The organism is Limnoraphis robusta BA-68 BA1, from assembly GCF_034932365.1.
Taxonomy (GTDB): domain Bacteria; phylum Cyanobacteriota; class Cyanobacteriia; order Cyanobacteriales; family Microcoleaceae; genus Capilliphycus; species Capilliphycus robustus.
In genome coordinates this window covers 81192-108070 of sequence record NZ_JAYGHR010000066.1, presented here as the reverse complement: position 1 = coordinate 108070, position 26879 = coordinate 81192, and the positions used below count along the sequence as shown (strand labels likewise).

At 43.3% G+C, this 26879-nt stretch carries 25 protein-coding genes and 1 pseudogene; 12 read left to right on the top strand and 14 right to left on the bottom strand.

Features of this window, described 5'->3' with window-relative positions; all coding sequences use genetic code 11:
* Positions 1-53: 53 nt before the first annotated feature.
* Together VB836_RS17675 and VB836_RS17670 are read left to right on the top strand one after the other, a co-directional pair.
* Positions 54-1604, top strand: a complete 1551-nt coding sequence (locus VB836_RS17675) for a calcium-binding protein (RefSeq protein WP_323221132.1) — start codon at positions 54-56, stop codon at positions 1602-1604.
* Positions 1605-2027: 423 nt separating this feature from the next.
* The gene (locus VB836_RS17670) at positions 2028-3749 is read left to right on the top strand and encodes a peptide ABC transporter substrate-binding protein (RefSeq protein WP_046277227.1); all 1722 of its coding nucleotides are present in this window, start codon (positions 2028-2030) and stop codon (positions 3747-3749) included.
* A gap of 275 nt (positions 3750-4024) precedes the next feature.
* On the opposite strand, the gene VB836_RS17665 is transcribed toward VB836_RS17670, so the two are convergent.
* The 5 genes from VB836_RS17665 to VB836_RS17645 form a co-directional block, all read right to left on the bottom strand.
* Entirely contained in the window at positions 4025-4729 is a 705-nt protein-coding gene (locus tag VB836_RS17665) for a metallophosphoesterase family protein (RefSeq protein WP_323221129.1), read from the bottom strand.
* Positions 4730-4830: 101 nt separating this feature from the next.
* The gene (locus VB836_RS17660; RefSeq protein WP_323221127.1) at positions 4831-5565 is read right to left on the bottom strand and encodes a metallophosphoesterase family protein; all 735 of its coding nucleotides are present in this window, start codon (positions 5563-5565) and stop codon (positions 4831-4833) included.
* Complete coding sequence (locus tag VB836_RS17655) at positions 5558-6070, bottom strand: L,D-transpeptidase (RefSeq protein WP_323221125.1); 513 nt, start codon at positions 6068-6070, stop codon at positions 5558-5560. Before VB836_RS17655 ends, VB836_RS17660 begins: the two co-directional genes overlap by 8 nt.
* 71 nt (positions 6071-6141) lie before the next feature.
* Positions 6142-6780: a bifunctional 4-hydroxy-2-oxoglutarate aldolase/2-dehydro-3-deoxy-phosphogluconate aldolase gene (locus tag VB836_RS17650; protein ID WP_046277232.1), complete on the bottom strand. Its 639-nt coding sequence runs from the start codon at positions 6778-6780 to the stop codon at positions 6142-6144.
* Between the two features lie 317 nt (positions 6781-7097).
* A complete protein-coding gene (locus tag VB836_RS17645; RefSeq protein WP_323221123.1) occupies positions 7098-7754 on the bottom strand; it encodes a pentapeptide repeat-containing protein in 657 nt (218 codons plus the stop codon).
* Between the two features lie 286 nt (positions 7755-8040).
* Between VB836_RS17645 and VB836_RS17640 the strand changes: the two genes are divergently transcribed.
* The 5 genes from VB836_RS17640 (at position 8041) to VB836_RS17620 (ending at position 11580) form a co-directional block, all read left to right on the top strand.
* Complete coding sequence (locus VB836_RS17640) at positions 8041-9267, top strand: DUF4336 domain-containing protein (protein WP_323221121.1); 1227 nt, start codon at positions 8041-8043, stop codon at positions 9265-9267.
* Between the two features lie 329 nt (positions 9268-9596).
* A complete protein-coding gene (locus VB836_RS17635; protein ID WP_323221119.1) occupies positions 9597-10010 on the top strand; it encodes a hypothetical protein in 414 nt (137 codons plus the stop codon).
* A 107-nt stretch (positions 10011-10117) separates the two neighbouring features.
* Entirely contained in the window at positions 10118-10375 is a 258-nt protein-coding gene (locus VB836_RS17630) for a hypothetical protein (RefSeq protein ID WP_323221117.1), read from the top strand.
* A 721-nt stretch (positions 10376-11096) separates the two neighbouring features.
* Positions 11097-11327, top strand: a complete 231-nt coding sequence (locus tag VB836_RS17625; RefSeq protein WP_323221116.1) for a hypothetical protein — start codon at positions 11097-11099, stop codon at positions 11325-11327.
* The gene (locus VB836_RS17620; protein WP_323221114.1) at positions 11320-11580 is read left to right on the top strand and encodes a type II toxin-antitoxin system RelE family toxin; all 261 of its coding nucleotides are present in this window, start codon (positions 11320-11322) and stop codon (positions 11578-11580) included. The genes VB836_RS17625 and VB836_RS17620 overlap by 8 nt, the downstream gene beginning before the upstream one ends.
* A 275-nt stretch (positions 11581-11855) precedes the next feature.
* On the opposite strand, the gene VB836_RS17615 is transcribed toward VB836_RS17620, so the two are convergent.
* Positions 11856-12779, bottom strand: a complete 924-nt coding sequence (locus tag VB836_RS17615; protein ID WP_323221112.1) for an isoaspartyl peptidase/L-asparaginase — start codon at positions 12777-12779, stop codon at positions 11856-11858.
* 330 nt (positions 12780-13109) lie between these two features.
* Here VB836_RS17615 and VB836_RS17605 point away from each other — a divergent pair, with 330 nt between their 5' ends.
* Together VB836_RS17605 and VB836_RS17600 are read left to right on the top strand one after the other, a co-directional pair.
* Positions 13110-13994 (top strand): RNA methyltransferase, encoded by an 885-nt coding sequence (locus VB836_RS17605; protein WP_323221110.1) that lies wholly within the window; start codon positions 13110-13112, stop codon positions 13992-13994.
* Positions 13995-14107: 113 nt separating this feature from the next.
* The gene (locus VB836_RS17600) at positions 14108-15700 is read left to right on the top strand and encodes a serine hydrolase (RefSeq protein WP_323221108.1); all 1593 of its coding nucleotides are present in this window, start codon (positions 14108-14110) and stop codon (positions 15698-15700) included.
* 122 nt (positions 15701-15822) lie between these two features.
* Here the strand turns inward: VB836_RS17600 and trxA are convergent, their stop codons facing one another.
* From trxA to VB836_RS17585, 3 genes are all read right to left on the bottom strand, one after another.
* Positions 15823-16257, bottom strand: coding sequence for a thioredoxin (gene trxA, locus VB836_RS17595; RefSeq protein WP_323221106.1), 435 nt, complete (start codon positions 16255-16257; stop codon positions 15823-15825).
* Between the two features lie 54 nt (positions 16258-16311).
* Entirely contained in the window at positions 16312-16647 is a 336-nt protein-coding gene (locus VB836_RS17590; protein ID WP_323221104.1) for a 2Fe-2S iron-sulfur cluster-binding protein, read from the bottom strand.
* 161 nt (positions 16648-16808) lie between these two features.
* A complete protein-coding gene (locus VB836_RS17585; protein ID WP_323221176.1) occupies positions 16809-18029 on the bottom strand; it encodes an RNA-guided endonuclease InsQ/TnpB family protein in 1221 nt (406 codons plus the stop codon).
* 152 nt (positions 18030-18181) lie between these two features.
* Between VB836_RS17585 and cimA the strand changes: the two genes are divergently transcribed.
* Entirely contained in the window at positions 18182-19804 is a 1623-nt protein-coding gene (gene cimA / locus VB836_RS17580) for a citramalate synthase (protein WP_323221102.1), read from the top strand.
* Between the two features lie 157 nt (positions 19805-19961).
* Here cimA and VB836_RS17575 read toward each other — a convergent pair.
* From VB836_RS17575 to VB836_RS17560, 4 genes and pseudogenes are all read right to left on the bottom strand, one after another.
* Positions 19962-20378, bottom strand: a pseudogene (locus VB836_RS17575) (CHAT domain-containing protein); the annotation flags it as partial.
* Positions 20344-20586 (bottom strand): hypothetical protein, encoded by a 243-nt coding sequence (locus tag VB836_RS17570; RefSeq protein WP_323221100.1) that lies wholly within the window; start codon positions 20584-20586, stop codon positions 20344-20346. The gene VB836_RS17570 and the pseudogene VB836_RS17575, both read right to left, overlap by 35 nt.
* Positions 20587-20961: 375 nt before the next feature.
* Complete coding sequence (locus tag VB836_RS17565) at positions 20962-23106, bottom strand: peptidase domain-containing ABC transporter (protein WP_323221098.1); 2145 nt, start codon at positions 23104-23106, stop codon at positions 20962-20964.
* 104 nt (positions 23107-23210) lie between these two features.
* Entirely contained in the window at positions 23211-23399 is a 189-nt protein-coding gene (locus VB836_RS17560) for a hypothetical protein (RefSeq protein WP_323221096.1), read from the bottom strand.
* Between the two features lie 269 nt (positions 23400-23668).
* On the opposite strand from VB836_RS17560, the gene VB836_RS17555 reads away from it, so the two are divergent.
* Positions 23669-24721: an HlyD family secretion protein gene (locus tag VB836_RS17555; RefSeq protein WP_323221094.1), complete on the top strand. Its 1053-nt coding sequence runs from the start codon at positions 23669-23671 to the stop codon at positions 24719-24721.
* A gap of 591 nt (positions 24722-25312) precedes the next feature.
* Positions 25313-25531, top strand: coding sequence for a DUF4327 family protein (locus VB836_RS17550; protein WP_046278270.1), 219 nt, complete (start codon positions 25313-25315; stop codon positions 25529-25531).
* A gap of 103 nt (positions 25532-25634) precedes the next feature.
* On the opposite strand, the gene VB836_RS17545 is transcribed toward VB836_RS17550, so the two are convergent.
* The gene (locus VB836_RS17545; RefSeq protein WP_323221092.1) at positions 25635-26864 is read right to left on the bottom strand and encodes a protein kinase domain-containing protein; all 1230 of its coding nucleotides are present in this window, start codon (positions 26862-26864) and stop codon (positions 25635-25637) included.
* Positions 26865-26879 lie beyond the last annotated feature (15 nt).

Below are 26879 nucleotides of genomic sequence, written 5' to 3'. Positions count from 1 at the left end.
GCAAATGCTTTGATATCCACACAGAAACCAAACTCAAGGTTGGACAATTAATCATGGCAAATTTATCAGGCGACAACAACAATAACAATATTTCCGGTACGAATAACGCCGATACCATTCGAGGACTAGGAGGAAATGATCGCCTCTCGGGACTTAATGGTAATGATCGCATATTTGGCGGTGAGGGATCAGATACTCTCTTAGGTGGGGGAGGAAATGACTACGTTTACGGTGATACAACAGGTAGTTCTATCATTGTTGATTTACCCATCGGACAAGCAGTTGTCGCGGAGTCGAGGACGTTAAATTTCACACCCACATCCAATGACTTCCTAACAAACGAACCGCAAACCTCACTCCTCAGTGAGACTGTCGAGTTTAGCGAAGTCTTCTTGCTTCCAGATGTTTTCTTTTTGAACACCTACAACGACTCAATTGTGGGAGGTTCAGGCGCGGATACCTTACTCGGTGAACAAGGCGCTGATACAATACATGGCGGTACGGGAAACGACTTCGTTCGAGGGGGTAGCGCAAACGATCGCATTTTCGGGGATAGTGGGGATGATAATCTCAGTGGCGATGGGGGTGACGACTTCATCGACGGAGGTCAAGATGAGGATAACATCAGTGGTGTCTCTGGAAATGATACCCTAGTCGGAAATTTTGGTGCAGATGTCCTCGACGGAGGTTCCGGTAATGACAGTCTCTCAGGTGGCGGAGACAACGACATCCTAGACGGGGGAATTAATAACGGTAGCGATACTCTCAGAGGCGATGACGGCGAGGATTTCCTCAATGGGGGTGATGGCGATGATCTGCTTTTTGGTGGCTTCGGAGATGATACCATACGCGGTGGTGGCGATAACGACTCGTTGTCTGGTGATGCCGGAAATGATGCTTTAGACGGCGATGCAGGGGATGATGTCCTGTTTGGAAATGATGATCAAGATACCCTGTTTGGCGATAGCGGTAACGACAGTCTCGATGGTGGTGATGACAACGACATTGTTGAAGGGTCTAGCGGTGATGATTCCGTTGCAGGTGGAGATGGGGATGATACCGTTATTGGGGGTTCTGGAGAGGATACCTTAATTGGGGGTCGTGGCGATGATCAGCTTATCGGTGGCGGTAGTTTGTTAGCTGATGATCAAAATAATCCGATCGCAGATGCAGACAACCAACAGGATATCTTCCGGGTGACGGGAGAAGAACTTAGCGGTTTTGGTAACGATATTCTCACGGGTTTTGAGGTCGGTTTGGATAAAATTGACTTGGGTTTTGATATCTTTTTAACGTTAGAAAATCCTTTGCCGAATGATTTGATTCTCAAGAACTTTGAAATTTTAGATTTCTATCCAAACGGACTCGAACAAGGTTCTGATGATATCCTCACCGAATTAGATTTTCCCTTTGTTCAAGAAATCGGTGGTAGTCTGTTAATTAATTTCCCTGCGGCTGGTGAAGTCCTAGACGCAGAAGGGAATGTTTTGGGAGTTGTGGAATATCAAATTAACAACGACGTCATCGAGAATTTTAATGGCGGTACACTTCTCATCGAAAATGTTAGCAGTTTAGATGAAAATGATATCCAATTCTTCTCGTAATTAACGATTTTTGAATCAATTTTTGAGGTAGGATGGGCATTGCTCATTCTACTTTTATGGAAACAGATGGGTTTATTGCGGGGTTTTTGAGGTTAATACTTTTGGAAACAGATATAGCAGTTTTCAGTTCTGTGAGGTACACAATTGGGTAGAAACCCGGTTTCTAGCAGAAACCGGGTTTCTGTTGCGGGGTTTTTGAGGTTAATACTTTTGGAAACAGATATTGTAACGGATGGGTTAATTGTGGGGAAATTCTGAACTGCTGAACTCCTTGTATTCTTTATTCGTTTCAGTCTCCTTGCGGAGAATTTCATCTTGGAAAGATCCAATTTTAGAATATCCTAAATCCTGGTACTTGTCTAGCCAACAGAAGCGATCGCGATTATAAGTATAAAGAGATCCACCTATTCAAAGAATACTGCCATGAGTCGTCTGTTTTTCCCCGTCTCTTTATTATCCCTCGCCCTGACTATGACAGTCGCCTGCACCCCGCAAACGACGCAAAACCAAGGAACCCCAGGCGATACAGACAGGTTGCGACTGTTATATTGGCAAGCCCCAACGATTCTCAACCCCCACCTCGCCACTGGGTTCAAAGACTTTGACGCCGCCCGTATCGTCTACGAACCTTTAGCCAGTTACGACAAAAATGATCAACTCATTCCCTTTTTAGCCGCAGAAATTCCCACTGTTGAAAATGGCGGTATTGCTAAAGATGGAAAGTCTGTGACGTGGAAACTCAAACAAAATGTGAAATGGGCTGATGGTGAACCGCTAACCGCAGAAGATGTTGTTTTCACCTATCAATTTATTACCAACCCCGATGTTGCTTCGGCGAGTATTGAGTATTATTCCACGATTGAAAAAGTAGAAGCTGTTGATAATTATACCGTAAAAATTACCTTTAAAGATGTTAATCCCGGTTGGGCAGTGCCGTTTACAGGTCAAAATGGCATGATTTTACCAAAACATATTTTTGCTGAATATAACGGCGCCAATATTCGAGAAGCCCCCGCTAATCAAAAACCGATTGGAACCGGACCCTATCAAGTGGTTGAATTCAAAGCGGGAGATATTATTATTTATGAACCGAACCCTAATTATTGGGATACAGGAAAGCCTTATTTTAAACGAGTTGAACTCAAAGGCGGGGGTGATGCGGTGTCTGCCGCGAGGGCTGTCTTACAAACAGGCGATGCAGATTATGCTTATAATTTGCAAGTGGAAGGGAATATTTTAAAACAGTTAGAAGCAGCCGGAAAAGGAAAAGTTGTGGCAAATTTTGGGCCGTATGTTGAACGAATTATGCTCAATTTTACGAATCCCAATCAAGCCACAGCCGAGGGAGAACGTTCGAGTATTCAGTTTCCCCATCCGTTTTTTACCGATAAAAAAGTCCGTCAGGCGTTTAATTTAGCGATTGATCGCGATACAATTTCTAATCAACTCTACGGCCCAACAGGTCGGCCAACGGCTCAAATTTTGGTCGCACCTCAACGCTATAAATCTGATAAAATTAGCTATGAGTTTAACTTAGAAAAAGCCGCAGCCTTGTTAGATGAAGCAGGTTGGAAAGATAGCAATGGTAACGGAATTCGCGATAAAAATGGCGTAGAAATGCAGGTTGTGTTTCAAACTTCAGTTAACCCAGTGCGACAAAAAACCCAAGAAATTGTCAAACAAGGGTTAGAATCAATTGGAGTGAAAGTTGAACTCAAAAGTATTGACGCCAGTGTGTTCTTTTCAGGAGATCCCGCAAATACTGATACGTTAAATCATTTTTATGCCGATTTACAAATGTTGAATACGGGCAATGATAGCCCCGATCCCCAAGCCCATATGAAATGGTGGACTTGTGAAGAAATTACCCAAAAAGCGAATAACTGGCAAAAATCCAATTATGCTCGTTATTGTAACCCCGAATATGATAAACTCTGGCAGCAAGCAACAACCGAACTTAACCCCCAAAAACGAGCCGAACTCTTTCAAAAAATGGATGAATTATTATCGACAGATGTCGCCCTTCTTCCCATTGTTGATCGAGCAAATACTCAAGGCGTGAGTAACCGTTTAATTGGCGTTGAACCCTCACCTTGGGATGCGAATACTTGGGATATTAAAAATTGGCAACGTTCATCCGATTAAAGGTATAGCGCTACGCGCAGGCAATAGGCAAGAGGCAAAAGCGCAAACTTGCGACTCGGCGGTTTCCGGCGAGAGCAAAGTTTGTAAGAAAGGCAAAAGTAAGACTAGAAAAGATTTTCAGCTTCTTAAAAAGTTTGGCGGGACGGAAACCGACACCGCCACGGCAGTTGCTCTACTTGGGGGGACCCCAAGACCGCACTGCCTCAACTTTTCGCTTTTACCAATGTCCTAACCATAATGCTTAGTGCTATAGAATTCATATTGCCAGGGATAACTTAAGAAGAAATCGCACAATAAGTGCTAAATTCTTCAATCAAAGCCGTTCGGAGTTGTCCTTTTTGATTGGCTTGCCAAATTTCACCACTATTGACATCCAAACAAGTCAGCCAACCCTTTCCATAAACCCAAGTATCAATACAAATTGCATACCCCAAACTAATCGGTTGACCACTTTTTTGACTGGTATGACCACAAATCATGGTTTTACCTGAATAATGGGGTTGAGCATGATAAAATCTTGTCCAGAATAAATCGTGACTCGATTGTTGAGATAAAGGTTTATGAGGGTTCACATTGCCATGTACAAAAAAATGGTCTTTTGTTTCCCACCAATCTTGACAAATATTGGCGACAAAATTCCAATGTTCATCGGGAATATTATCTAATTGACCTTTTTTTTTTGAGGAAGAAGTGTAGGAAGCCAGGGTTTCCCGCCCCCCACAAGCCAGCCAACCTTCTAAACGATGGCGATCACAATAGGCATCCAGCATCATGATCTCATGGTTTCCCCGCAGCGCCACCAGTTGTCCGGTGTGATTTAATCCGATTAAACGATCAATCACCCCTTTAGAATCTGGCCCTCGATCTACATAGTCACCCAGGGTTATCAGGTGATCATCCGGTTGGAGTTTAACTGCCTGCATCAGCGTATCAAACGCCTTAGAACAGCCGTGTATATCACCAATAGCTAGAATTCGCATAAAAAATTAATTCTGCTGATGGGGTTAATTGTATCCAAATTCTGACAATTGTGATGTATTCCAGTTATCTGAATCGGAAAATTTAACAATTTGAGAGGGGATCAAGCCCGATAATATCGCTTACTATACTTCTGGTAATAATCATCAATCCAAGCCATTTGTAATTGTCCGGTTTGATTGGCTTGCCAAATTCTACCACTCACTACATCCAAACAGGTTAACCAGCCCCGCCCATAGACCCAAGTATCAATACAAATAGCATGACCAATACTAATCGGTTGACCGCTTTTTTGGCTAGTATGACCACAAACCATCGTTTTTCCAGAACAATGAGGAGGAGGATTGCTAAACTTTTGCCAAAACAGCATTCGTTCCGGTTGTTGGTTGAGGGGTAAATTCGGATAGACATTCGCATGAACAAAAAAGTGGGATGTTGTTTCCCACCAATTCACACAAATATTTTCTAAAAAATTCCAATGTTCATCGGGGATACTGGCGAGTCCTTTGGTTGTAGCCGTTTGAGAATAAGAGGCTAACGTGCTTTCTCCTCCTGCGGTTAACCAGTGATAAAGTTCGTAGCGATCGCCCTCACGCGCCCGCAACATCATCAGTTCATGGTTTCCTCGCAACGCCACCAGTTGTCCCCGACGATGCAATTCAATTAACCGATTAATAATTGCCTTTGAGTTTGGCCCTCGATCAATGTAGTCCCCAAGCGTTACGATCTGATCGCACTGTTGAGGGTTCACAGTCGCCAGAAGCGTATCAAACGCACTCAAACAACCGTGAATATCTCCAATAACCAGCGTTCGTCTCGGCTTGTGGATTTTACTCATGCACAACAACAGGTGTTCCAACCTCAGCCCACTCAAACAGCCACTTCGCATGATTAACGGCTACGTTGGTGCAGCCATGACTGACAGGAGTCCCAAACAGATTATGCCAGTACGCTCCATGTATAGCCATACCGCCATCATAGTACATTGTATAGGGAACGTCAGGCACATCATAATCGGGGCCTGTCATCCGGGTTTCCCGGTACTTAGTATAAACTTTAAACGTACCTGTACGAGTGGGCGTTGAAGGTTTTCCGGTAGACACAATCACCGCATAAACAGGTTTATTCCCTTCCCAAGCCACCAACCGTTGTCGGGTTAAATCAATCTGAATCCAGCGTTCTGTAGAGTCTTGTAATTCTAGCATCCGATAGGCGATCGCATTGTGATACTCATCAGCAAAAACTGGCGTTGACTCCGGATAAATCACGCTTACACTTAAAGCAACACTCGCGATTAGAGTTCCTAAGTGATGCCATTTTTTCCAATTCATAATCTTTTGCATAATCTCCTCCACATTTGCCAATCATCTGATTTAAGCTTAAAATATTTTAGTCGATCTTGATTGAATTCAACCTAAATTTTTGCTAACTGTTGGGTGAGGATTTCAGCTTGCTTGGCGATCGCCTGCCAGTTTTGTTCCGATAATAAAGCGGGTGGAAATAATTCACTTGAAAGTCCGACTGCAATTGCCCCTGCTGAAATAAACGCTTCAGCATTCTTGAGCGTAACTCCTCCGGTTGGAATTAACGGAATTTCTCCGAGTGGCCCCTGTAAGCTTTTCACATAAGCCACTCCGCCGAGTGTTGAGATGGGAAATACTTTTACACAACTTGCCCCCGCTTGCCACGCCGTAACGATTTCCGTCGGAGAAAATGCACCCGGAATCATGGGAATATCTAGCTTTCTCGCCGCTTCGATTAACCCCGGATTGGTATGAGGCGTAAAGAGAAACTCAGCACCCGAATCAACCGCTTGATGCACGTCTTCTCTTGTTAATAATGTACCTGCTCCAATCGTACAATTTGGTAATTCTGAACACAGTTTAGAGATTAATTCAGTCGGGCGATCGCTATTCCAAGTAATTTCTATGAGGCGAATTCCACCATTATAAATAGCAGTTGCCATTTGTTTTCCCAGTTCAAGATTAGGAGAACGAATAACAGCGATCGCACGATATTGGGCTAATAACTCTCGCCAGGTTTCAGGCTTCATTTTATCCAGATTAATAGGTCAAACATTTTATTATATCGTTTCTCACATTTTGATGGTACATATTCTTAGTCTTTACCTGTTGCCTTTTGCCTCTTGCCTTTTGCCTGCGCGTAGCGCCATATAACACCTAGCAAGAAAGCCGACATTCTGAACAGAGTTCAAGATTGCCGACTTTCCTGATTTTTAACAGATTGTAACTGACTTAAATCGAAAGAATATTAACTCTCTTTGCCTGAAAATTATAATCATAAGCTTCACTTTTGCGTGAACTCAGATCCTTTCAATATATCCCTCAAACAATCTATGTTTAGAAGATTTTATCGCCGCGTATTCACCAAATTAGCTTTCAATAAAATCGCATTATCTAACTTGGCGCCGCCCAAATCCGAAGCACTTAGATTCGCACCTGTGAGATCAGCATCTGTTAAATTCGCACCTCTTAAATTAATCCCCGCCACATCAATTCCGTAGAGACTTCCTTCTTGTAAAGAAATCTGACCCAATTTTCCAATCGACTGACGCGCCTCTTGGAGATTTGCACCTGTTAAATCAGCACTTTCAAGATTGGCACCCACCAAATTCGCGCCACTGAGATCAGCATTTGTTAGGTTAGCAATCACCATTCCTGCCAAACTTAAATTCGCATCACTCAAATTCGCATCACTCAAATTCGCCCCATGTAGTTTAGCGACAATTAGACTCGAACCGCTCAAATTCGCTTGAGTTAGATTCGCTCGAATTAAATTCGCTTCGTTGAGATTAGTACCTGTTAAGTTTGCACCTTGAAGATTTGCGCCTTCAAGATTAGCCCCACTTAAATTTATACCCGTCAGTTTAGCATTGCTGAGATCGCAGCCTTGACAGTTGTTTGTTTCCTGCAACTGCTTCAGGTGTGCGGGATTCTCAGCGATCGCGGGACTAGCTAGACCTACTTTCATCAATAATGCTACGGTGGCTATCATTACCAGTTTCATTCGCACACCCTCTGTAAACTCGATAGTCTTTACTATTCCTTATTTTAGGGGAACGAGAAATGAGTAGCATCTCGCTTTAGTGTGATTGTAATCGGACTATACCGTGATAGAGATCACTTAAACAGTGAACAGTGACCAGTGACCAGTGACCAGTGATAACTGTGAAAGCTGGTAACTGATAACTGTATAACTGTAAACTGTAAAAGCTGTTCCGGTGTTCCCTGTTCCCGGAAAATCTGCTAAACTTCTGGGACAACTGCGATCGCGATAACATCATAGCGAGTCGATGCTATTTCAACCTGAGCCGCTACAACAACCGATGCCTTCGAGAGACTTTTCTTGGCCTTGGTGGCCAGCCGCACCGCTTTATCCCTACGGACAGCGACGTACATTGCGGCGAGAAGTGATCAAAGATACCCTCTGGACTTTTGATCAACTTCAGGGGATTCTCTACGTGGTTGTACCGATTCGCATGAGCGTTGTCAAGCTGGAAAAAGGAGGCTTGCTGGTTTACGCACCTGTCGCCCCAACTCCTGAATGTATTCGTCTGGTGCGAGAATTAGTGGCTGAACATGGCGATGTCAAGTATATTATTTTGCCAACAATTTCCGGCATCGAACACAAAGTTTTTGTAGGCCCGTTTGCTCGTTACTTTCGACAAGCCCAAGTTTTTGTCGCTCCCAGTCAATGGAGTTTTCCGTTAAACTTACCTTTGAGCTGGCTAGGTTTACCTGCAAATCGCACTCATATTTTACCCGAAGATAGCAGTCAAGCACCTTTTAGTGACCAGTTCGACTATGCCACACTGGGGCCAATTTATTTAGGGCCAGGACGATTTGCGGAGGTTGTCTTTTTTGATCGGCGATCGCGTACATTATTGGTAACAGATACCGTTGTTTCTGTTCCCCAAACCCCACCTGAAATTCTACAACTTGATCCTTACCCGTTACTGTTTCACGCCCGAGATCATGCTTTTGATGAGATTATTGATACTGAAGCCAACCGCTTGAAAGGATGGCAACGCATTTGTTTATTTTCATTATATTTTCGTCCGAATACCCTAGAAACCGTTCCCTTTATCCAAGCATTTAGAGAAGCAAAAACAGCACCCGAACGTTCTGCAAAAGGCTATTTTGGTCTATTTCCGTTTCGATGGAAACCGGACTGGAAACAATCTTTTCAAGCGTTATCAGAACAAAAACGGTTGTTAGTCGCCCCGATTTTACAAACCCTTATTCTTAATCGCGCTCCTATAGAAACGTTAATTTGGGCGGACTGGGTTGCAAATTGGCAATTTGAACAAATAGTAGCCTGTCATTTTGAGTCGCCCATTGTTGCCAAACCCGATCAATTTAAAGAAGCGTTTTCTTTTCTGGAAAAACGACTCAATAGCGATAATTTAGAAAAGAATTCAATCTCTTATTTACCCGAAGAAGACTTGGAACTCCTCAGAGAAATCAATAAAAACTTGACCAAACTGAGAATTGTTCCTCCCAGCGTTGAACAGGTTTAAACCACTAATACCTGAGTTCCTTTTTCTCTTTCAAAACTATCACCAATTTGTTCACCCTTCTGATAGCAAACTACAATCACGTAGAAGGTTTTATCGAATCGGATCTGGATTGCGGAGCATGGCGAGTTAATCACAATATTAACATTCTAACAGACCATATAACAAACTACCCAACACCTAACAAAAATACCTAACACCTAATAAAATTACCTAACACACCTAACAAAATACCTAACAAAAATACCAAAAATACCTAATAGTTGTTAGGTGACATCAAAGACAAAGTTAATATAATATTGATTTAATAACAGAGTTACATAGCTCCAAGCATGGAAAAAAATCGCAAGTTTGCAATAGTAGTCACTGGACTTTTATTAACGATATCAATAGTACAGGAGCCGGCATTAGCTGGCTCAGGTGGTCGAATTTTGGGAGAGATTTGGGATTCAGGTCGGAAAACAGTTGATGACTGGATTCAAACTCGACCTAGTAATCCTAATCGAGATAACCCAAGATTAAGAAATAAAGTAGATGATGACGGGATTCAAACTACACCTAGTAATTCTAATCGAGATAACCGAAGAAGAAATCAAGCAGAACGTCACATAGAAGCTTGTATTGAAGGAGGAACAGCCGGGTTAGAAGAGGAAGGTTATCAGCAAGAAGATATACATTTAGGAACTTTTTCCCCAAGTGGTATGACAAGACACGGATGTCGTGAAGTGACAGAGCGAGTTTACTAATCTGTTGAGTCTATCTCTCATTGTGTCAGGGGAAATTAAATTTATTTTCCCTGATAAACCTGACAATTAATAAAAACTTAACCCCGGTAAAAAAGGAGATTAAAGCTATGAGTTTTCGAGTCATTGGCAGAATTGTAAAGGTAGCAATGGAACCGGTAGGAGGGTTAATTGATGAATCTGCTGGTGCAGCGGCTTGGGTCGTAGCGCTCGCCACAGATAATGCTGATGATGCAGGTGAATGGTCAAAGAACGCTCGTAAAACCTCAAAAGGAATCAGGGAAACAGTTGGTTGGATAGCAGGTGCAGGTGCTGTAGGTGCTGCTGGTGGAGGCGGTGACGATGAGGGTAGTGGTAATGGTGAATAAATTCTGATTCATATCACGTCGGACTAATTAATAATCTCAAGCGTAGGGGCGGGATCGTCCGCTATCTTTACGACTACTCGGAAATTGAGATCAACCCACCCTACTCCTACAACAACATTTCTTACAACAGCATTAATCAACCGGACATCGTATCAGTTGTCAACTCTACAAAATATTGAGGTTAAAGAGTCAAAATGAAGTGGGTATTAATAGTAGCATTACTTGTTTTTGGACTTCTGGCTTTCGTTGGTCTTTCTTTGGGTGAACCCATATCCATAAGTCTAGGATGTGGTGGAATAGTATTTGCTTTAAAAGTTGGTGAATTTATTTCTTGAGGGTAGCCCGATTAAGTCTTTGATTGATTTTTTAGTATGTGTCTAGAGATTGAGAGAGGAGTAATAGCATATTCAAGAATAATTGAACTTAATTGCTAATTATTAGCTTTGGTTAAAGGTATTAACTTAAAACAGTTATATGTTCCTGAGTTTGTTCCCAAAGATATGATCTTCCTCGAAAAAACCACGGAACTCACTAAACCTAAAACTTTAAAATTCAAGGGTAGAGACTGTCTCTATCCTTTTTTATTGATAACAGTAGGTTGGGTTTAACTGGAGTTAAGTGTAACTGATAAAAAAAGCGATACGGCTAGCGATCGCATCAAAACCGTCCCCAAATTAATTCCAACTGATTGTATAATCGGGATAGAGTTGATTAGAACCCGATGAAAACTGAACAGATGCGCGATCAAATAAAAGCATACGCTGAAAAACTATCACCCGATCAGGTTAAATTAGCTTATGAGTTCTTAGCAAAGTTGGCAGAGGATGAAAGCGAAGTCGCAACCAACGAATTACTCGCTATTCCTGGCTTGATGAACGCTTTAGAAGAAGCCGATCGCGATATTGTTGAGGGTAATTTAACAGATTGGCGAGAAGTTCGCAACGATGTATAAAGTTCTATTGACCCAGAAAGCAAAGAAGTTTTATACCTCAGCAAATCGTCCTTTGGCTCAAAAAATTGCCCGATGCTTGGAAGTGTTAGAACAAACGCCGCGAAGTCATCCGAACATTAAACCACTGAAAGGAAATCTTGCAGGTCGTTATCGCTATCGCATCGGCGACTATCGTGTAATTTATCAAATTGATGATGAAAACAATCAGGTCATTGTTAGTTTAATTATTCATCGTCGTGATGCTTATGAATAAACTGAGAATGTTGCTTTCAGGGTTCGGGTGTATTTTCCATTTCTAAATATCTTCTGGATTAATCCCTTGAGAACGCAATAATTCAGCCAACCGTTCGGGTGGTTGACGTTCCTGTCAGGTTCTATCGAATTCTGGCGGTTGGGTGCGATCGCCAAACGGCTTCAGTTCGCGATCGCCAAAGGATTGAAAAGACATAATTTCAGAACAGTTGAGGATTTCTCTCGATTATAAAAGAAGCATTTTTAGAACGCACCGCAACCGCCAGAACCCCCGAATTAAATCACTAACACCTGAGTTCCTGTTTCCATTTCCAAACTATCGCCAATTTTTTCACCATCGTGATAAGCAGCAACAATCACATCGCAAGTTTTACCCAAACCGATCTGACCCGCCGCATCGATCGCGATCGCTCCAAAATCTCGTTTTCGTTGCGTAGCTTCTAAAAAGGAACGATTTAACGCTTCTTTTAACGATAAGCCATCTGTCACCCGAATCACTAAACGAGCCGCAAAACACTCATCAATAATATCTTCGCCGATTCCCGTACAACTCACGGCCGCATCTGATGTGGCATAATTTCCCGCAGGCATAGGAGAATCACTCACCCGACCAATTCTTTCAAAGCCCTTACCCCCCGTTGAAGTCCCGGCGGCGAGTCTACCTGCTGCATCTAACGCTACAACTCCAATCGTACCTGTACGAGCAGGTTCAGCGACAACATTCGCCATTTCTCGGGTAAAGTTGTGTTTGCGTTCCTCGATCCATTCGTTGAGTCGGCGATCAATTAAGGGATTATAGATCGGCATTTGCAATTCTCGCGCCAGTTCAGCCGCTCCCTGATCCGATAAAATGCGATCCATAGAGCCTTGTAACGCTTGAGCGAGATCAATAGGATTTTTCACCCGAGAAACGTTGATCACGCCACTAAAACTTTGAGTTGTACCATTCATCAAGCCCGCACTCATGCGAATTTGACCATCAGACTGAAGAACCGAACCTGTCCCAGCATTAAAGAGGGGTTCATCTTCGAGTAACCGACACCCCTCAACAACCACATCTGTCGCGCTGATCCCTTGAGCGAAGAGAGGATAAACTTTTTCTAAAACGCTATAAAGGGCTTTTCGGACTTGATCGATCCCCCCTTTACTGTGAATGGAACTTCCAGCTCCCCCGTGAATAATTAATTTAGGCTGCACCATACTGATTTGCGAAAATAGATTTTCTAGTTAGTAGTTGAAATATTGTTGCACGTCCAGTTCACCAATTCCAAGCGAATTGGTCAGGAAATGGGAGATGGGGTGACTGTTCACTGTCAAGACTGTTCACTGTTTCTCCGTCGCCGACAACGTTCTGAACAATATTTCACCTCATCCCAACAGTCAGCCCATTTTTTGCGCCAGGTAAAAGGACGACCACAAACAGGGCATAATTTAGTGGGCAAGTCAGATTTAGAACGCTGGCGTGCCATGTTAAGTTATTTGAGTTGCTTGTTTTCAACAACTAGCATATCATTGTCCAGGTTAGAGAAGGTGTTAGACGAAGCGTTAGCCCAAGTTCGGATTATTTTAGTTGAGCCTGCGGGAGCCTTAAATGTAGGTTCTGTGGCTCGGATTCTGAAAAATATGGGATTACAACAATTAGTGTTAGTCAATCCCCAATGCGATCCCCGAGGCTCAGAAGCCCAAAAAATGGCCGTTCATGCAGTTGATATCTTAGAAACTGCTATCCTCGTTGAGACCTTGCCAGAAGCCCTCTCTGGATGTCAACGGGCGATCGCAACCACAGCACGTCAACGTTCCCTAGAAACCCCTTTAGAACATCCTCGCCATGCTTTAGGGTGGTTACTCGAAACGCCCTCTGCTTTAATTTTTGGCCCGGAAGATCGAGGACTGAGCAACGAAGAACTGAACTATGCTCAACGGTTTGTTCGCATTCCCTCAAGTTCTGCTTATCCGGCGTTAAATTTAGCTCAAGCTGTGGCCGTTTGTTGTTATGAACTGTCTCAACTGGCCAGCAGGAGCCAGACCGTTCCTCCTGGAATTTCCTCAGAAGTTTCTCCCTCCTCAGAGGCTTCCCTCGATCGTTTAGAAGGATTTTACGAGCATTTTGAAACCCTCTTACTCAACATTGGTTATCTCTATCCCCATACTGCGGCGAGTCGCATGGAAAAATTTCGGCGTTTATTTAATCGCGCTCATTTATCTCAAACAGAAGTCGATATGCTGCGGGGAATTCTTTCTCAAATGGAATGGGCATTAAACTCGGCGGAACAATCCGGTGCAGTTGATGATACCCTGATAGCGTGCAATCATCCTGTTGCAGATACTCTGTGCAATTCCCCGAACAGTTCAGTGGTCGAACAGCCAGCAACCCGTCGGGAGGGCGAATCCCCATCGTCGGAGACTTCGATCTAGCGTTGAGGGTTAAAGATCACCGATTCTGCTCTCAACAAGATTTTCCTGTTTATGTCCTCGTCCAAGCGGACTGATTCTTTGTTTGGTTGATCACAGTTTACTAGGTGTTTGGTGTGGCCCAGCGATCTCCCCGTCATTTATCGCTTGTTTCTTCTTCTCGATCTGGCTCTCGATCTCGGGAGTCCCCCTCTGGTAATGGGTCTGCTGCTACTTCTCGGCGTCGGCGTCGCGATCGTCGTTCTGCTTCATCTCAACCGTCTGGCTTTTTTAAGGGCTGGATAGCTCCTTTTCTGCGATTCAAAAATTCTAACGCCTCAAGTTCACCGTCGCGTTTTGACACTTCGCGAAGGGCGGAGTCACTAGAACCGCTAGTCTCTCAACTACGACAGCGACAGCAAACTCGACAACAAGAAGATCGTCGCAAAACTCCCCCTCCAAGGCGCAACCGAACTCGTCAACCCTCTAGTTCTCCTTTACCGCTTTTGATCGCAGATAGCCGCAAAAAGCTTAACGTACCCTCTCCGGCTTCCAGTCGTCAAAGCCGCAGCCTCGCGCCAACTTATCCCCCGGCTTCTTCTGTGTCTACCGCTTCTTCTCGCCCCCGTGTGATCAGAAAGCAGAAACGTCGATTTTCGCCGATGATTTATGGGGCGCGTTTGCTGATTTTGGGGATTGGAATTGGGGTAATTTCAGGTACAGTGTTATCGGTCTTAAGTTCTCTAGGACGTTTGGGATCTTCTGCGGCGACTTCGAGTGCCAATTTAGGTCTTGAAAGTCAACAGTCGCCAACTCCAACCCCAGTCGGTGTAGAAACGCTTCCGTTATCGGTTCAACTCAACCAAGAAATTAAAAACCTCAAACAACAAATCTTAGCTTTAACTCCAGAAAATTCTAATTTAAAACCGGGTGTATTGTTGCTTGATTTGGATACCGGAGGTTATGTTGATATAAATAGTGAATCGGCTTTTATGGCAGCAAGCACCATTAAAGTCCCGATTTTAGTGGCATTTTTTCAAGCGGTTGATGAAGGAAAAATTCGCCTAGATGAAACCTTAACCATGCAGGATCAACATATTGCTGGCGGTTCAGGTGATATGCAATACAAACCCGCAGGAACGGAATTCACTGCCTTTGAAACGGCGACTAAAATGATTGTGATTAGTGATAATACGGCAACAAATATGTTGATTGAACGTTTGGGGGGTGCAGAATTTCTCAATCAAAAGTTTCTCGATTGGGGCATGAAAAATACGGTGATTCGAGATGTACTTCCCGATTTGAGAGGAACGAATAAAACTACACCGAGAGATTTGGTTAATTTATTAACTCAATTGAATCAAGGTGGATTGGTTTCGATGAAATCTCGCGATCGCATTTTTAGAATTATGGAGAAAACAGAAAATGATTCTCTCCTCCCGAGTGGTTTAGGTAAAGGTGCGGTTATTGCTCATAAAACGGGGAATTTAAAATTGGTTACAGGTGATGTCGGTTTAATTGATTTACCGAATGGAAAGCGGTATTTATTAGCCGTTATTGTCGAACGAAATGAGGAAGACTCGGCGGCTGAATCTCTAATTAGAAACATTTCTAAAACGGTTTATGAAGATTTTAGCCGTTCATCTGAACCCGAAACGGAAGCTGAATCTACAGAAGATTCTGAAGTTCAAGACCCTGAAAATTCCGAAGATACAGAGGAGGAAAATTAAGAATTTGAAGGAAATATGTCAAGGTGCAAAGGGGGTTGAGAACTTCTGAAGTTCAGGCATGATCGCGCTTGATCTGAGTGCCATGTTATCAGTTGATACTTTCCACAGCACACCATTTCAGACTACAAGAGTCCTGCAACTACACTGCTGAAGTCTTCGTAAGGTTTTACCCCGATTAATGTCTCTGTCAACTCACCGTCTTTGAAGAATAAGATAGCCGGAATACTTTTAATCGAAAACCGTTTAGCAACGGGCTTGTTAGAATCTAGATCGAGCTTGAATACCTTGATCTGATCCCCATACTCATCTGCGAGTTGATCCATTAAAGGGGCTACAAGTTTGCAGGGACCACACCAGCTCGCTGTGAAGTCTACAACCAATAATGACTCATTTGCAAGCAGTAAATCTAATTCAGTTTCATCTTGAATAAACGTAACCGTACCCATTGGTGTGTCTCCAAAATTGTTAATGATTGAGATGGATATGTGCATCAGCAGCCAGCCTATCTCAATCAGTTCTGAATACTCTTGAGCCACTGTATCGCAAAATGGACTCATAAATTCAGGGGCAACTTAAAAGTTAACCAAAATTACCAAAAATCAATGGGATCTCTAGCTTTCTGTCCAAACGGTTTGTGAACCTTGTCCCCAAAACCCATCGTATTTTTTAACTTTAATATCGCCCAACACCTTCACCTGACAGGCTAAACGGCGAGTCGTTTGGGGAGAATGAGGCGGAATAGAAAGTCTCGCCTTTTCTCGCCACTGGAGTTCAGAAACTTCACCAAAAATTTCCACCGCACAGGTTCCACAAGTTCCAATTCCCCGACAGTTAATCACAGAGGCTTGACCATTGTAAAGATCAATACCATTTTTCAGTAGAACCTGACGTAAATTTTCACCGCGATCGCAAGTGATGGTTTTCCCTTGCACCTGAATACATACCATAAAAGTGTTCTCCTCTTGCAAGACTACTCATCTTTTTAAGATTCTTGTTAGAGATTTTAACAACTTTCGGCGGATCTCCCTTTGTTAAAAAGTTGCTAAAAAGACTAGACAAAACCGGGGGTTGACATCCTCTCCGCCCTCAAGGACGGAGATTCCAAACATCACTGTCTGGGTTTCCTCTTTCTTCGAGTTGACTTACTCAATTGGGTTTCCCCGCTCAAGCAGAGATCAGTCTCTCGGGAGGCGTTTATTTCCGTCTGCCCGACGGTATTTGATAGCTGTTTGAGTGCAGATTTCAGAATATTTTTTGCGGCATTTTCATCGCGGTCACTGGTGTATCCGCAGTCAGGACATTTGTGAGTCCGGGTACTGAGAGTTTTGACAACCTTCTCACCGCAGTTTGAGCAATTTTGAGAGGTATATGCAGGTTCAACGGCAATCACCGGAACCCCATAAACTCTCCCAAAATACTCCAGCCATTCTCTAAATCTGTACCAAGCAGCATCGTTAATTGACTTGGCTAAATGATGGTTTTTAACCAGATTGCGTATCCGTAGATTTTCAATCGCTACCAAGTCGTTAGACTGTATGACGTGTTGGGCTAATTTACAGACCCAATCATTACGCCTGCGTGAAACTAATAGATGCGCTCTACCTAACAGATTCCTTGCTTTTTTGCGGTTTTGACTTCCTTTTTGAGTTCTCGATAACCGACGTTGCAGCTTTTTAATGCGCCGCTCGTCTTTTCTGAAAAAGCGAGGGTTTTCTATTTGATTACCAAAAGAATCGGTGTAGAAATGGTTAAGACCTACATCTAGCCCTGTTTGTTTTCCTGTGAGTTCTTTTTTCTCCTCTCTGGTGTGGTCTATCAAAAATTGAGCATAATACCCATCGTGCCTTCTGATCACTCTAACCCGTTTAATTTGTTTGAGTTGATAGAAGTGTAAATCTCGACTACCCCAAAGTTTAAATGTCCCCGATTGAAATTTGTCGGAAAATGTTAAATAGCGTCTATCTTCTGAAAGTTGACCGCCCGATGTCTTGTATTCAACAGATGCTCGGACTTGGTACTTTTTAAACTGGGGAAAGCCTTTTCGACCTGGTATCTTTTGCCGACAATTTTGATAAAACCTCTCAATTGATGCCCATGCTCTCTCTGCGTGTGCTTGTCGAGCCATTGAGTTCAGTTTACTCACCCAGGGAAAACAAGGGTTGTCTGAGAGCAGTTTGCAGTAGGTATAAGCATCGTTACGACTTTTAACTTGACCGTCTATCCATGCTTTAATGATGCTATTACGGACAAAGCGACCTGTACGAATGGCTTCATCTAGCCTTCGATATTGGGCTTCTGTTCCTTGTAGCTTCATTTCGTAGACAATCATGTTTATCATTGTCGCTCCACGATAAGCTATCATAGCTCAAAAATAATCCGTCGTGAACGACCTTGCTCTAAACCTGCTTTTTATTGGTAAAATTAGATAATGGTCATATTGGGCATTCTAAAAATAGCTCAAAAAGAATATACCACTCAAACATGACTCACCCCACCTGCTGGATTTACGATACCACGCTGCGAGACGGCGCCCAACGAGAAGGTATTTCCCTGTCTATCGAAGATAAACTGCGAATTGCACACCGTCTAGATGCCTTAGGAATTCCCTTTATTGAAGGCGGTTGGCCCGGTGCGAACCCCAAAGATGTGCAGTTTTTTTGGCGACTCCAAGAAGAACCCCTCACCCAAGCTGAAGTGGTCGCCTTTTGTTCAACCCGCCGACCCGGAACCACTGCCGCCACAGAACCCGCGTTTAAACCGATTTTATCAGCCCGAACCCGTTGGGTGACAATTTTTGGCAAATCCTGGGATTTACACGTTACAGAGGGTTTAAAGACCAGTTTAGAGGAAAATCTCGCCATGATAGGAGACTCGATAGAGTTTCTGATCGCTCAAGGACGGCGAATGATTTATGATGCAGAACATTGGTTTGATGGCTACAAACAAAATCCTGACTACGCCCTGAAAACCCTAGAAGCTGCCGCCCGTGCGGGTGCTGAATGGTTAGTTCTGTGTGATACCAATGGCGGCACTCTTCCCCATGAAGTCAGCGAAATTACCCGCCAAGTCGTGGAGGCGGTGGCGAGTTGGAATTTAGACCCGATTCCGCAAATTGGCATTCATACCCATAATGACTCAGGAACGGCGGTGGCGAACGCCTTAGCGGCGGTGAGGTCAGGGGCGCGGATGGTTCAGGGGACGATCAATGGTTATGGGGAACGCTGCGGAAATGCGAATCTTTGTACGGTTATTCCTAATTTACAACTCAAATTGGGTTATTCCTGTATTGGGGAAGACAAAATTATAAAATTAACTGAAACCAGTCGGTTAGTGAGTGAATTAGTTAATCTTGCTCCCGATGAACACGCGCCATTTGTTGGGTTGTCGGCGTTTGCTCACAAAGGGGGAATACACGTTTCAGCCGTTCAACGAAATCCCCTGACTTATGAACATATTGAACCGGAAACAGTGGGAAATAAACGGCGAATTGTCATTTCTGAACAGTCGGGTTTAAGTAATGTTTTAATCAAGGCGCAGAGTTTTGGCATTGAACTTGATCGCGATCATCCCACTTGTCGGCAAATTTTACAACGGTTGAAAGAGTTAGAACATCAAGGTTATCAATTTGAAGCGGCGGAAGCGAGTTTTGAATTATTGATGCGAGAAGCGTTATTGACTCGACAATCGTTGTTTGAAATTAAAGGATTTCAAGTCCATTGTGACAAACGAACCTCTGACATGAGCAATTCTTTAGCCACCGTAAAAGTCACAGTAAATGGAGAGGAAATCCTGGCTTCTGCTGAAGGAAACGGCCCTGTTTCCGCCTTAGATTCGGCATTAAGAAAGGCATTATTGAGTTTTTATCCGGCGATTGCTCAATTTCAACTCACAGATTATAAAGTGAGAATTTTGGATGGGAGAGAAGGAACTTCTGCTAAAACTAGGGTATTAATTGAGTCCAGTAATGGTCAGAAACGTTGGACAACCGTTGGCGTTTCCACAAACATTTTAGATGCGTCTTATCAAGCGGTTGTAGAAGGGTTAGAATATGGTTTATTATTAACTCAAACGCAACAAAATCCCGTTGCACTGAAGTTGAGTTAAATTGAATTTAACGTGAATTCGACAAATAGAAACAACCCCTCTCCTACCTCTCCATTAATCAATAGTCCCATTAGGGACACCTTTTCCCTCTCCTCGTAGGAGAGGGTTAGGGAGAGGTCATCGAACTCATGTTAATTTAGGTTAAATTCCCGTTCAATTAATCTTTTATCGGACTCCAATCTCCAACAGGAATAAACGCCGCCCAATAATAAGGATGTTGATATTGAGAGGAATTTAACATCTCTAACTGCACTTGACGCAACGCATCCGAACGTGCTTCATTTTGCAATATCCGTTGATAATATTGTATCATCAATTCCTTCGTTCCATCATCATTTACTTTCCACAAACTCATTAATTGACTTTCCGCCCCCGCCAACGTAAACGCCCGTCTCAACCCATAAACCCCTTCCCCATTTTCTATGCTTCCTAACCCCGTTTCACAAGCCGATAACACCACTAATTTAGTCCCTCTTAGCTTTAAATTTGCCACTTCCAACGCAGTTAATACCCCATCATCCAAACCGCTTTCACGAGGGTTAAAACCCGCCAGCGCCAACCCGGAACGAATTAGTAGCTTTCCCATCAAACGGTTGATATAATACAAATTCAACTAACGCTGCATCTTCGGGAATTAACTGTTGTACCGTTTCAATGGTAACAGCTTGAGAAAAGGTTCTAAATTCTGCACTACGACGAGAAAGTTCAGCTTCAAGTTGTTCTGATTTTTCTCTTATGTCTGAGGGGTGTTGAGTTATGCAGTTTTGGGTTTGACCTATCACCTGAAAAAACACTAAAATTACTTCTTTGTGTCTTGGTGTCTTGGTGGTTTTTCTGACTTCAACTCACCTGAAAAAACACTAAAATTACTTCTTTGTGTCTTGGTGGTTTTTCTGACTTCAACTCACCTAAAAAAACAATAAAATGACCTATTTGTGTCTTTGTCCCTTTGTGGTTTTTCTGACTTCAACTCACCTAAAAAAACAATAAAATGACCTCTTTGTGTCTTTGTGCCTTTGTGGTTTTTCTGACTTCAACTCACCTGAAAAACACTAAAATCAACTCTTGGTGTCGAGCGTCTCGAGCGTGGTTTTTATCACCTTTATTCTATTACTCCCCTCGCCTCGTAGGAAAGGGGTTGGGGGAGAGGTCATCTTTTAAGGGGTTAAAAAAGGCAGATGTTCACCGGGTAAGGATTGTAATTTTGACAGTTCCCCTTGCAGTTTGAGTTGACCTTCATCTAATAGAATAATCCAGTCTGCTTGGTTAATAACTCGGGGTCTGTGACTAATTAAAATGGTTGTTTTTCCCCGTCGTTGTTGCAGGAGTCGATAGAGAATTTCGCTTTCACTCAGAGGGTCTAAACTAGCGGTTGATTCGTCTAAAATTAAGATAGAAGGATTTGTTACAATAGCCCTCGCTATGGCTAATCTTTGGCGTTGTCCGCCGGAAATACTCGCCCCAAATTCGCCTAAAACGGTTTGATATTTTTCTGGAAGTTGACTAATAAATTCATCAGCACCCGCAATTTGACAGGCTTGTACAATGGCTTCAAAAGGAATTCCGGGGTGTCCTAACTGGAAATTTTCGATAATCGAACGACTCCAAAAATGAGCATCTTGAGGAACTAAAACCACTTGTTGACGAAGACAGTCGAGGGATAAATCTTGTTGATTGTAGATGCCTAATCTAATATTACCCGATTGTAGGGGATATAAACCCGCAATCAGTTTGGCTAGGGTACTTTTTCCACAGCCCGAACGTCCTATTAAAGCAATGGTTTTACCGCCGGGAAAGACGACTGAAAATTTATCGAGTAAATTGACTTGTCCGCCGTAATGAAAGGTGATATGATGACAAGTAATGTCCGCATTGGGGGGAATATAAGCCGAGGGTTTTTGATCGGTTTCCAGGCTTTCGGAAGGGGCATCAATCACATCCGCTAACCGTTGTGTAACCGTTTGCACCCGAGTCAGATCATCGGTAAACCGAACGATAGAGTTGACAAAAAGAGTGACGTTGCGTTGCAAGGTTAAAAAGGCTAAAAGTTGACCAATAGTGAGGGTATTTGTCATCACAATACGACTTCCAAACCCCAGCAAAGCGACACCACCGACTCCACTGACGAACCCGGAAAACATCTCATTGAGAATGCCGATTTGAGTAGTGCGAAAGGCGAGGTTAGCTTGTCGTCCGAAACGAGTTTGTAACTCTTCCCAAAATTGCGCCGTGCTGTTTGTGGTTTTGAGGGTGAGAGATCCTTTAAAGGTTTCGACTAAAACGCCTTGAGTTTCGGCTTCTACTGCAAATAAATTGCGAGTTTTTTGTCGAAGCGTTGGCAGTAACACGAGAGTCGATAAAACCATTAATCCTCCGATGATCATCGCTAGAATTGTCAGAGGGACGCTATAAATTAGCATGACCATTAGAGAAATAATTGCCACTAAAAGCTGACTGGGTAAACTGACAATAAATTGGGAGATAAATTGATTGAGTTCTTGAATATCTTTGAGACGACTAACAATATCACCGCCGCGATGGGTTTCGTAGTAACTGAGGGGTAGATGCAACATTTTTCGCCCAAATTCCATCACCAACCCCAGTTCTAAACGTTTAGCAAAGTGAACAATCAGGTTAGATTGTACTAAGCCCAAAGCGCTACTAAATAGGTTGATCATCACGACGGCAATTAGAACAGATTGTAGAAGTTGCAGATCTTCCCTCACCAAAACTTCATCGGTAATAATTTGAATTAAAAAAGGAGAACCGAGAGAGAGTAAACCGAGAACAATATTAATAGCCAAAACTTCTGTTAAAATTTGACGATAAATCCAACTGCGTTTTATCCAGCGCCATAAATGGGTGACTTGATCGCTAGTTTGGAGAAAAAATCGTTCTTGATCCGGTTCAATTAATAAACAAACCCAGTCATTCCATCCGGCGGTTAATTCTTCTTTGGAAAGCTGAAGAATTCCCACAGCCGGATCAGCAATAATATATTTTTGGCGTTGGTAGCCGTACAAAACAACCCAATGATAGCCTTTCCAATGTATAATTAATGGCAGAGGAACTTGATCAATTTCGTCTAAAATATTAGCAGCAGCGCGGACAGGTCGAGCGTTAAACCCAACGGCAACGGCACCTTGTTGGAGTCCCAGTAGAGTAGTTCCTTGTTGGTTTGTGCCGGATGCTTCTCGTAAATGGGGAAGGGTGAATGTGCGTCCATAATATTGGGCGACTGAAGCCAGACAAGCGGCGCCGCAATCTTCTTCACTGTGTTGTAAGACAACGGGATATTTCATTTTAATACTGATATCACGTAAAAAACACCCGCAACTGGACGGGTGTATTGGCAGGACTAAGTATCAAAACTAGAGTGCTACAGTATACAGCATCTCAGAGGAAATTAGTAGCAATAACGGGGAGATCCGCTATGGTAAGCGGAGGCGTAGTGATAGTCGTAGGATGATTTTTTGTAATAGTAGCTTGAGGGCTGGTAGGAATCGTAGTAACAATAGCGATTACCGCCATTGATGCTGGAAGATTCTTCTTTAGAGAGGTCAGTAAACAGTTGTTTAGTTTTGTTTTCAGCCATAATCAATGTCCTCGAAACAACGGATAGACTGTGCTTTTATTGAACTCGACTCAGACTGCAAACCCCAGGAGGTTGATCCCCTGATTGACGCAGGTCTGAGAAGTTGCGACTATGTTAACAGGTAAATTCCGAGATTTCTAGTAGGATTGCTCAAATTCGCGTTAAGATTTGTCAGAATCATGAATTTTGAACAAAAGTTCACAGATGGGCAACCTCAATCTTAGGGAAGATGATCAAACCCCTGCACTATGGCTTCCAACTAACACCCGATGGAACTTCAACCCTTTGATAGTGATGACTTCTTACCTCCGATTAGTCCCTGGACTCATTGGGGAGGGATAATACTATTAGGAACTTTTGGTGTTGTAGTTGTGTTGGCAGGTATTATTCGCTATACTCCCACTGTTAGAGTGCCTGTCATCGCCCAACCGGGAGGGGATATTGAACTGGTTCGATCAGCCACGAGCGGAATTGTAGAGCGCATTGTGGCGCAGGAAAATCAACCGATAGAACAGGGAGAAGTGATTGCTTATGTGGATCAGTCTCTGCTGTTAAAGCAAAAGCTGAATCTCCAAGATCGAGTCTCTCAATTTCAACGAGAACTTAATCAAGTCGAACAATATGTGAGCAACCTCGATGAACAAATTTTGACGACGTTAAAATCTAAAGTTTCTCGCGCCTCGCGTCAAAAGCTGGATGATGTGTCGGTAGAGTCGGCGGTGATTGAGTTAACCAAATCATCTCCAGAAGTCGCTCAAGGCTTCGCTCAAGAACGACGAACACTTCTCAAACAACGATGGGATCTCGAAAAACAGTTTGTTCAGTCTCAAAGACAGCTAGAACAGGTGACAAGTCTAATCGGACATGAGGCGATCCGCGCCCCGATAGCAGGGACGATTATTCAACTTGATCTCCCTAACCCTGGTCAAATTGTGGAGTCAGATGCAATTATTGCTCAGATGGTTCCGACTCGAGTTCCTCTAGTGTTTACAGCTTGGGTAGCGGAGCAGGATATTTCCCGCATCGAAATTAATCAACAGGTTAATTTGCAAATTGCTGTTTATCCTTTTCGAGAATATGGTATTCTAAAAGGAAGGGTAAAACGAATCTCCCTCAACGGCACTACCCCTCAAGCCTCTGCTCGTCAAACGTCCAAAGCGTATTACGAAGTTCTCATTCAACCCGAAGGAGCTGATTTGGTGAAAGGCGATCATCGATACAGGATCTATTCAGGAATGAAGGGAACGGCTGATATTCTGGTTACTCAAGAGACAGTCTTGAGTTGGATTTTGAAGAAAGCCCAATGGGTGAGTAACTATTAAAAACCGAGCAAGAATCCCCCCGAATCTAGAGGGGATTGGGATGAGAGCGAGGCAGAGAACTCTGTAAAGAATCGCCCGTTTTGGATGCTAGAAGTCTCAGAATTTCTAGAAAGATACGGCTCTGCCAACAGCAAAATTTCGATGCTGATGTTTTCGGAACCAGCCTTCCGAACCTGAAAGCACCGATCCAAAGGGCAAGCTAACATAGCATCCGTATAAATCTGCCTGAGACCACAGGCTGGCATTGGCGGATGAAACCCGAAGCTGAATCCCCTAAACGGGGGTTGAGTCTGTGAAAATCCTGAAGTCAAAGATAGAGTTTGATAACTTCATCTAATCCCTGACCTCAAGTGTTGAAATGATCACAGAGGAATTCTATGCTGAGATGGAATTGTTGCGGAGAAATTTAAGGAAATTTAATTTTTGTGCCGAAAATAACACAATTTGAAATGAAGTATGTTAAGGTATGAAATTAGTAGCCACCTTCCCCCAAAAATCCACGATTTATGCGTAGGTAAACTCTTAACCACTCACACTTAAGCATCGGGAAGAACAACAAAAACCTAAGATTTAAACAACTAAAGAGGTATTATGAGCCAACAGGTTATACACCAGATGGAGAAACTACAACGTCAGGTGCATTCCCTCGTTAAGTCTGATCTAATTAAGCCCACAGATAGCCTTTGGAAGATTGCATTTCTCTATGGCGCAGAGTGGGAGTATTGGAAACGAGAACTTTTAGAGTTTGGTTTTTCCATGCAAGATCCGATTAGCGAACTCCTAGCCGTAGAAGGTTGGGACGAAGACTAAATCTAAAGCATCTCAACATCAATCAATCGCCAATTGTTAACAGGGTGTTGGGATGTCGTTAAGTCTTTTGAAATCGTCAATGATCACGAGCATTGAGACTGATTCATCCATTCAGGCAAGCTTGCAGGGCATCACAGAGGTGTTGAGCATTAGGATAGCGATCGCGAGGTCGATGTTCGGTGACTTTTTCAATCACCATCCGCAGTTGAGGGGTAATGGTGGGAACGCTTTCCAAATTAAAGCCATAGCTACTGCCTCGTTTGCCATAAAAATTTAGGGGACTTTCGGCGGTTAACAAAAAAATCAGGGTTGAACCCACTGCATAGAGATCAGAAAGCGTCAGAGGCTGTCCTCGATCCTGTTCTGGGGCGCTATATCCCTCCGCACCGATGCGGGTTCCGGGAGGAGTTCCAATCTCTTTAACCGCCCCAAAATCAAGTACAACGATGCGCTGATCTCGACTTCGCAAAAGCAAATTCGCGGGTTTAATATCTCGGTGAATGATCGGCGGATCTTGAACATGAAGATAGCTTAACACCTCACAGGTTTGCATCATCCAATGGATCGCCTGTTGGGGTGTAACAGGCCCGCGTTGCTGTACGATCTTCTCTAAATCTTGACCATGAATCATTTCCATCGCCAAGTATTTCTTCCCCCCTTCCACAAAAAAATCGTAAAACCGAGGAACTCCCCCATGATTTAACGCTTTCAGGGTTCGGGCTTCTCGTTCAAACAGTTCTTGGGCTTTGGCAATTTGTGCCATATCTGCGTTCATTTCCTTGAGAACAACCAAAGTTGGAATTTGGGTATTACTAGAACCTGTCAAGCCCAATTTCGGATTCCAAGCGATCGCCGTCGTTCCCATTCCACCCTGTCCTAAAGTCCGCAGAACTTGGTAATTGCGGATGATCCGCTCAACATGAGTCGGTTGACCACAGTGAATACAAAATAAATTGTTCGGTGGATTTCCCGCATGAGTACAGGCGGAAGAATTGGCGATAGAAACCGGACGAATAACTTGCCAATTGAGTTGTAGCAGAGGCCCGCCCTTGGCTAACTCAATAAAAGTCCCCTCCGTGATCACCGCTTGAGAGGTTAAAACCCCATTGACAAAGGTGCCATTTGTTCCTTTATTGACTAACATCCATTTGATCGGATCATCACTCAGTTTGCGAAGTTGCAAATGATAACGAGACACCAACGGATCAACAATCACAACTTGATTGTCTGAAGCCCGTCCGATCTCAATCACAGATTGATCCTCAAATTTCCACTGCCTTTGAGGAGTTTTATACTGTGGATCAAGTAGCGTCAACGTCAGTACATCAGCCATTTTAGAAGACTCAGG

Bases quoted from the DNA above. Each gene is read 5' to 3' on its own strand.
- VB836_RS17675 (WP_323221132.1), top strand. From the start codon at position 54: ATGGCAAATTTATCAGGCGACAACAACAATAACAATATTTCCGGTACG.
- VB836_RS17670 (WP_046277227.1), top strand. From the start codon at position 2,028: ATGAGTCGTCTGTTTTTCCCCGTCTCTTTATTATCCCTCGCCCTGACT.
- VB836_RS17665 (WP_323221129.1), bottom strand. From the start codon at position 4,729: ATGCGAATTCTAGCTATTGGTGATATACACGGCTGTTCTAAGGCGTTT.
- VB836_RS17660 (WP_323221127.1), bottom strand. From the start codon at position 5,565: ATGAGTAAAATCCACAAGCCGAGACGAACGCTGGTTATTGGAGATATT.
- VB836_RS17655 (WP_323221125.1), bottom strand. From the start codon at position 6,070: ATGCAAAAGATTATGAATTGGAAAAAATGGCATCACTTAGGAACTCTA.
- VB836_RS17650 (WP_046277232.1), bottom strand. From the start codon at position 6,780: ATGAAGCCTGAAACCTGGCGAGAGTTATTAGCCCAATATCGTGCGATC.
- VB836_RS17645 (WP_323221123.1), bottom strand. From the start codon at position 7,754: ATGAAACTGGTAATGATAGCCACCGTAGCATTATTGATGAAAGTAGGT.
- VB836_RS17640 (WP_323221121.1), top strand. From the start codon at position 8,041: ATGCTATTTCAACCTGAGCCGCTACAACAACCGATGCCTTCGAGAGAC.
- VB836_RS17635 (WP_323221119.1), top strand. From the start codon at position 9,597: ATGGAAAAAAATCGCAAGTTTGCAATAGTAGTCACTGGACTTTTATTA.
- VB836_RS17630 (WP_323221117.1), top strand. From the start codon at position 10,118: ATGAGTTTTCGAGTCATTGGCAGAATTGTAAAGGTAGCAATGGAACCG.
- VB836_RS17625 (WP_323221116.1), top strand. From the start codon at position 11,097: ATGAAAACTGAACAGATGCGCGATCAAATAAAAGCATACGCTGAAAAA.
- VB836_RS17620 (WP_323221114.1), top strand. From the start codon at position 11,320: ATGTATAAAGTTCTATTGACCCAGAAAGCAAAGAAGTTTTATACCTCA.
- VB836_RS17615 (WP_323221112.1), bottom strand. From the start codon at position 12,779: ATGGTGCAGCCTAAATTAATTATTCACGGGGGAGCTGGAAGTTCCATT.
- trxA (WP_323221106.1), bottom strand. From the start codon at position 16,257: ATGAGTCCATTTTGCGATACAGTGGCTCAAGAGTATTCAGAACTGATT.
- VB836_RS17590 (WP_323221104.1), bottom strand. From the start codon at position 16,647: ATGGTATGTATTCAGGTGCAAGGGAAAACCATCACTTGCGATCGCGGT.
- VB836_RS17585 (WP_323221176.1), bottom strand. From the start codon at position 18,029: ATGATTGTCTACGAAATGAAGCTACAAGGAACAGAAGCCCAATATCGA.
- cimA (WP_323221102.1), top strand. From the start codon at position 18,182: ATGACTCACCCCACCTGCTGGATTTACGATACCACGCTGCGAGACGGC.
- VB836_RS17565 (WP_323221098.1), bottom strand. From the start codon at position 23,106: ATGAAATATCCCGTTGTCTTACAACACAGTGAAGAAGATTGCGGCGCC.
- VB836_RS17560 (WP_323221096.1), bottom strand. From the start codon at position 23,399: ATGGCTGAAAACAAAACTAAACAACTGTTTACTGACCTCTCTAAAGAA.
- VB836_RS17555 (WP_323221094.1), top strand. From the start codon at position 23,669: ATGGAACTTCAACCCTTTGATAGTGATGACTTCTTACCTCCGATTAGT.
- VB836_RS17550 (WP_046278270.1), top strand. From the start codon at position 25,313: ATGAGCCAACAGGTTATACACCAGATGGAGAAACTACAACGTCAGGTG.
- VB836_RS17545 (WP_323221092.1), bottom strand. From the start codon at position 26,864: ATGGCTGATGTACTGACGTTGACGCTACTTGATCCACAGTATAAAACT.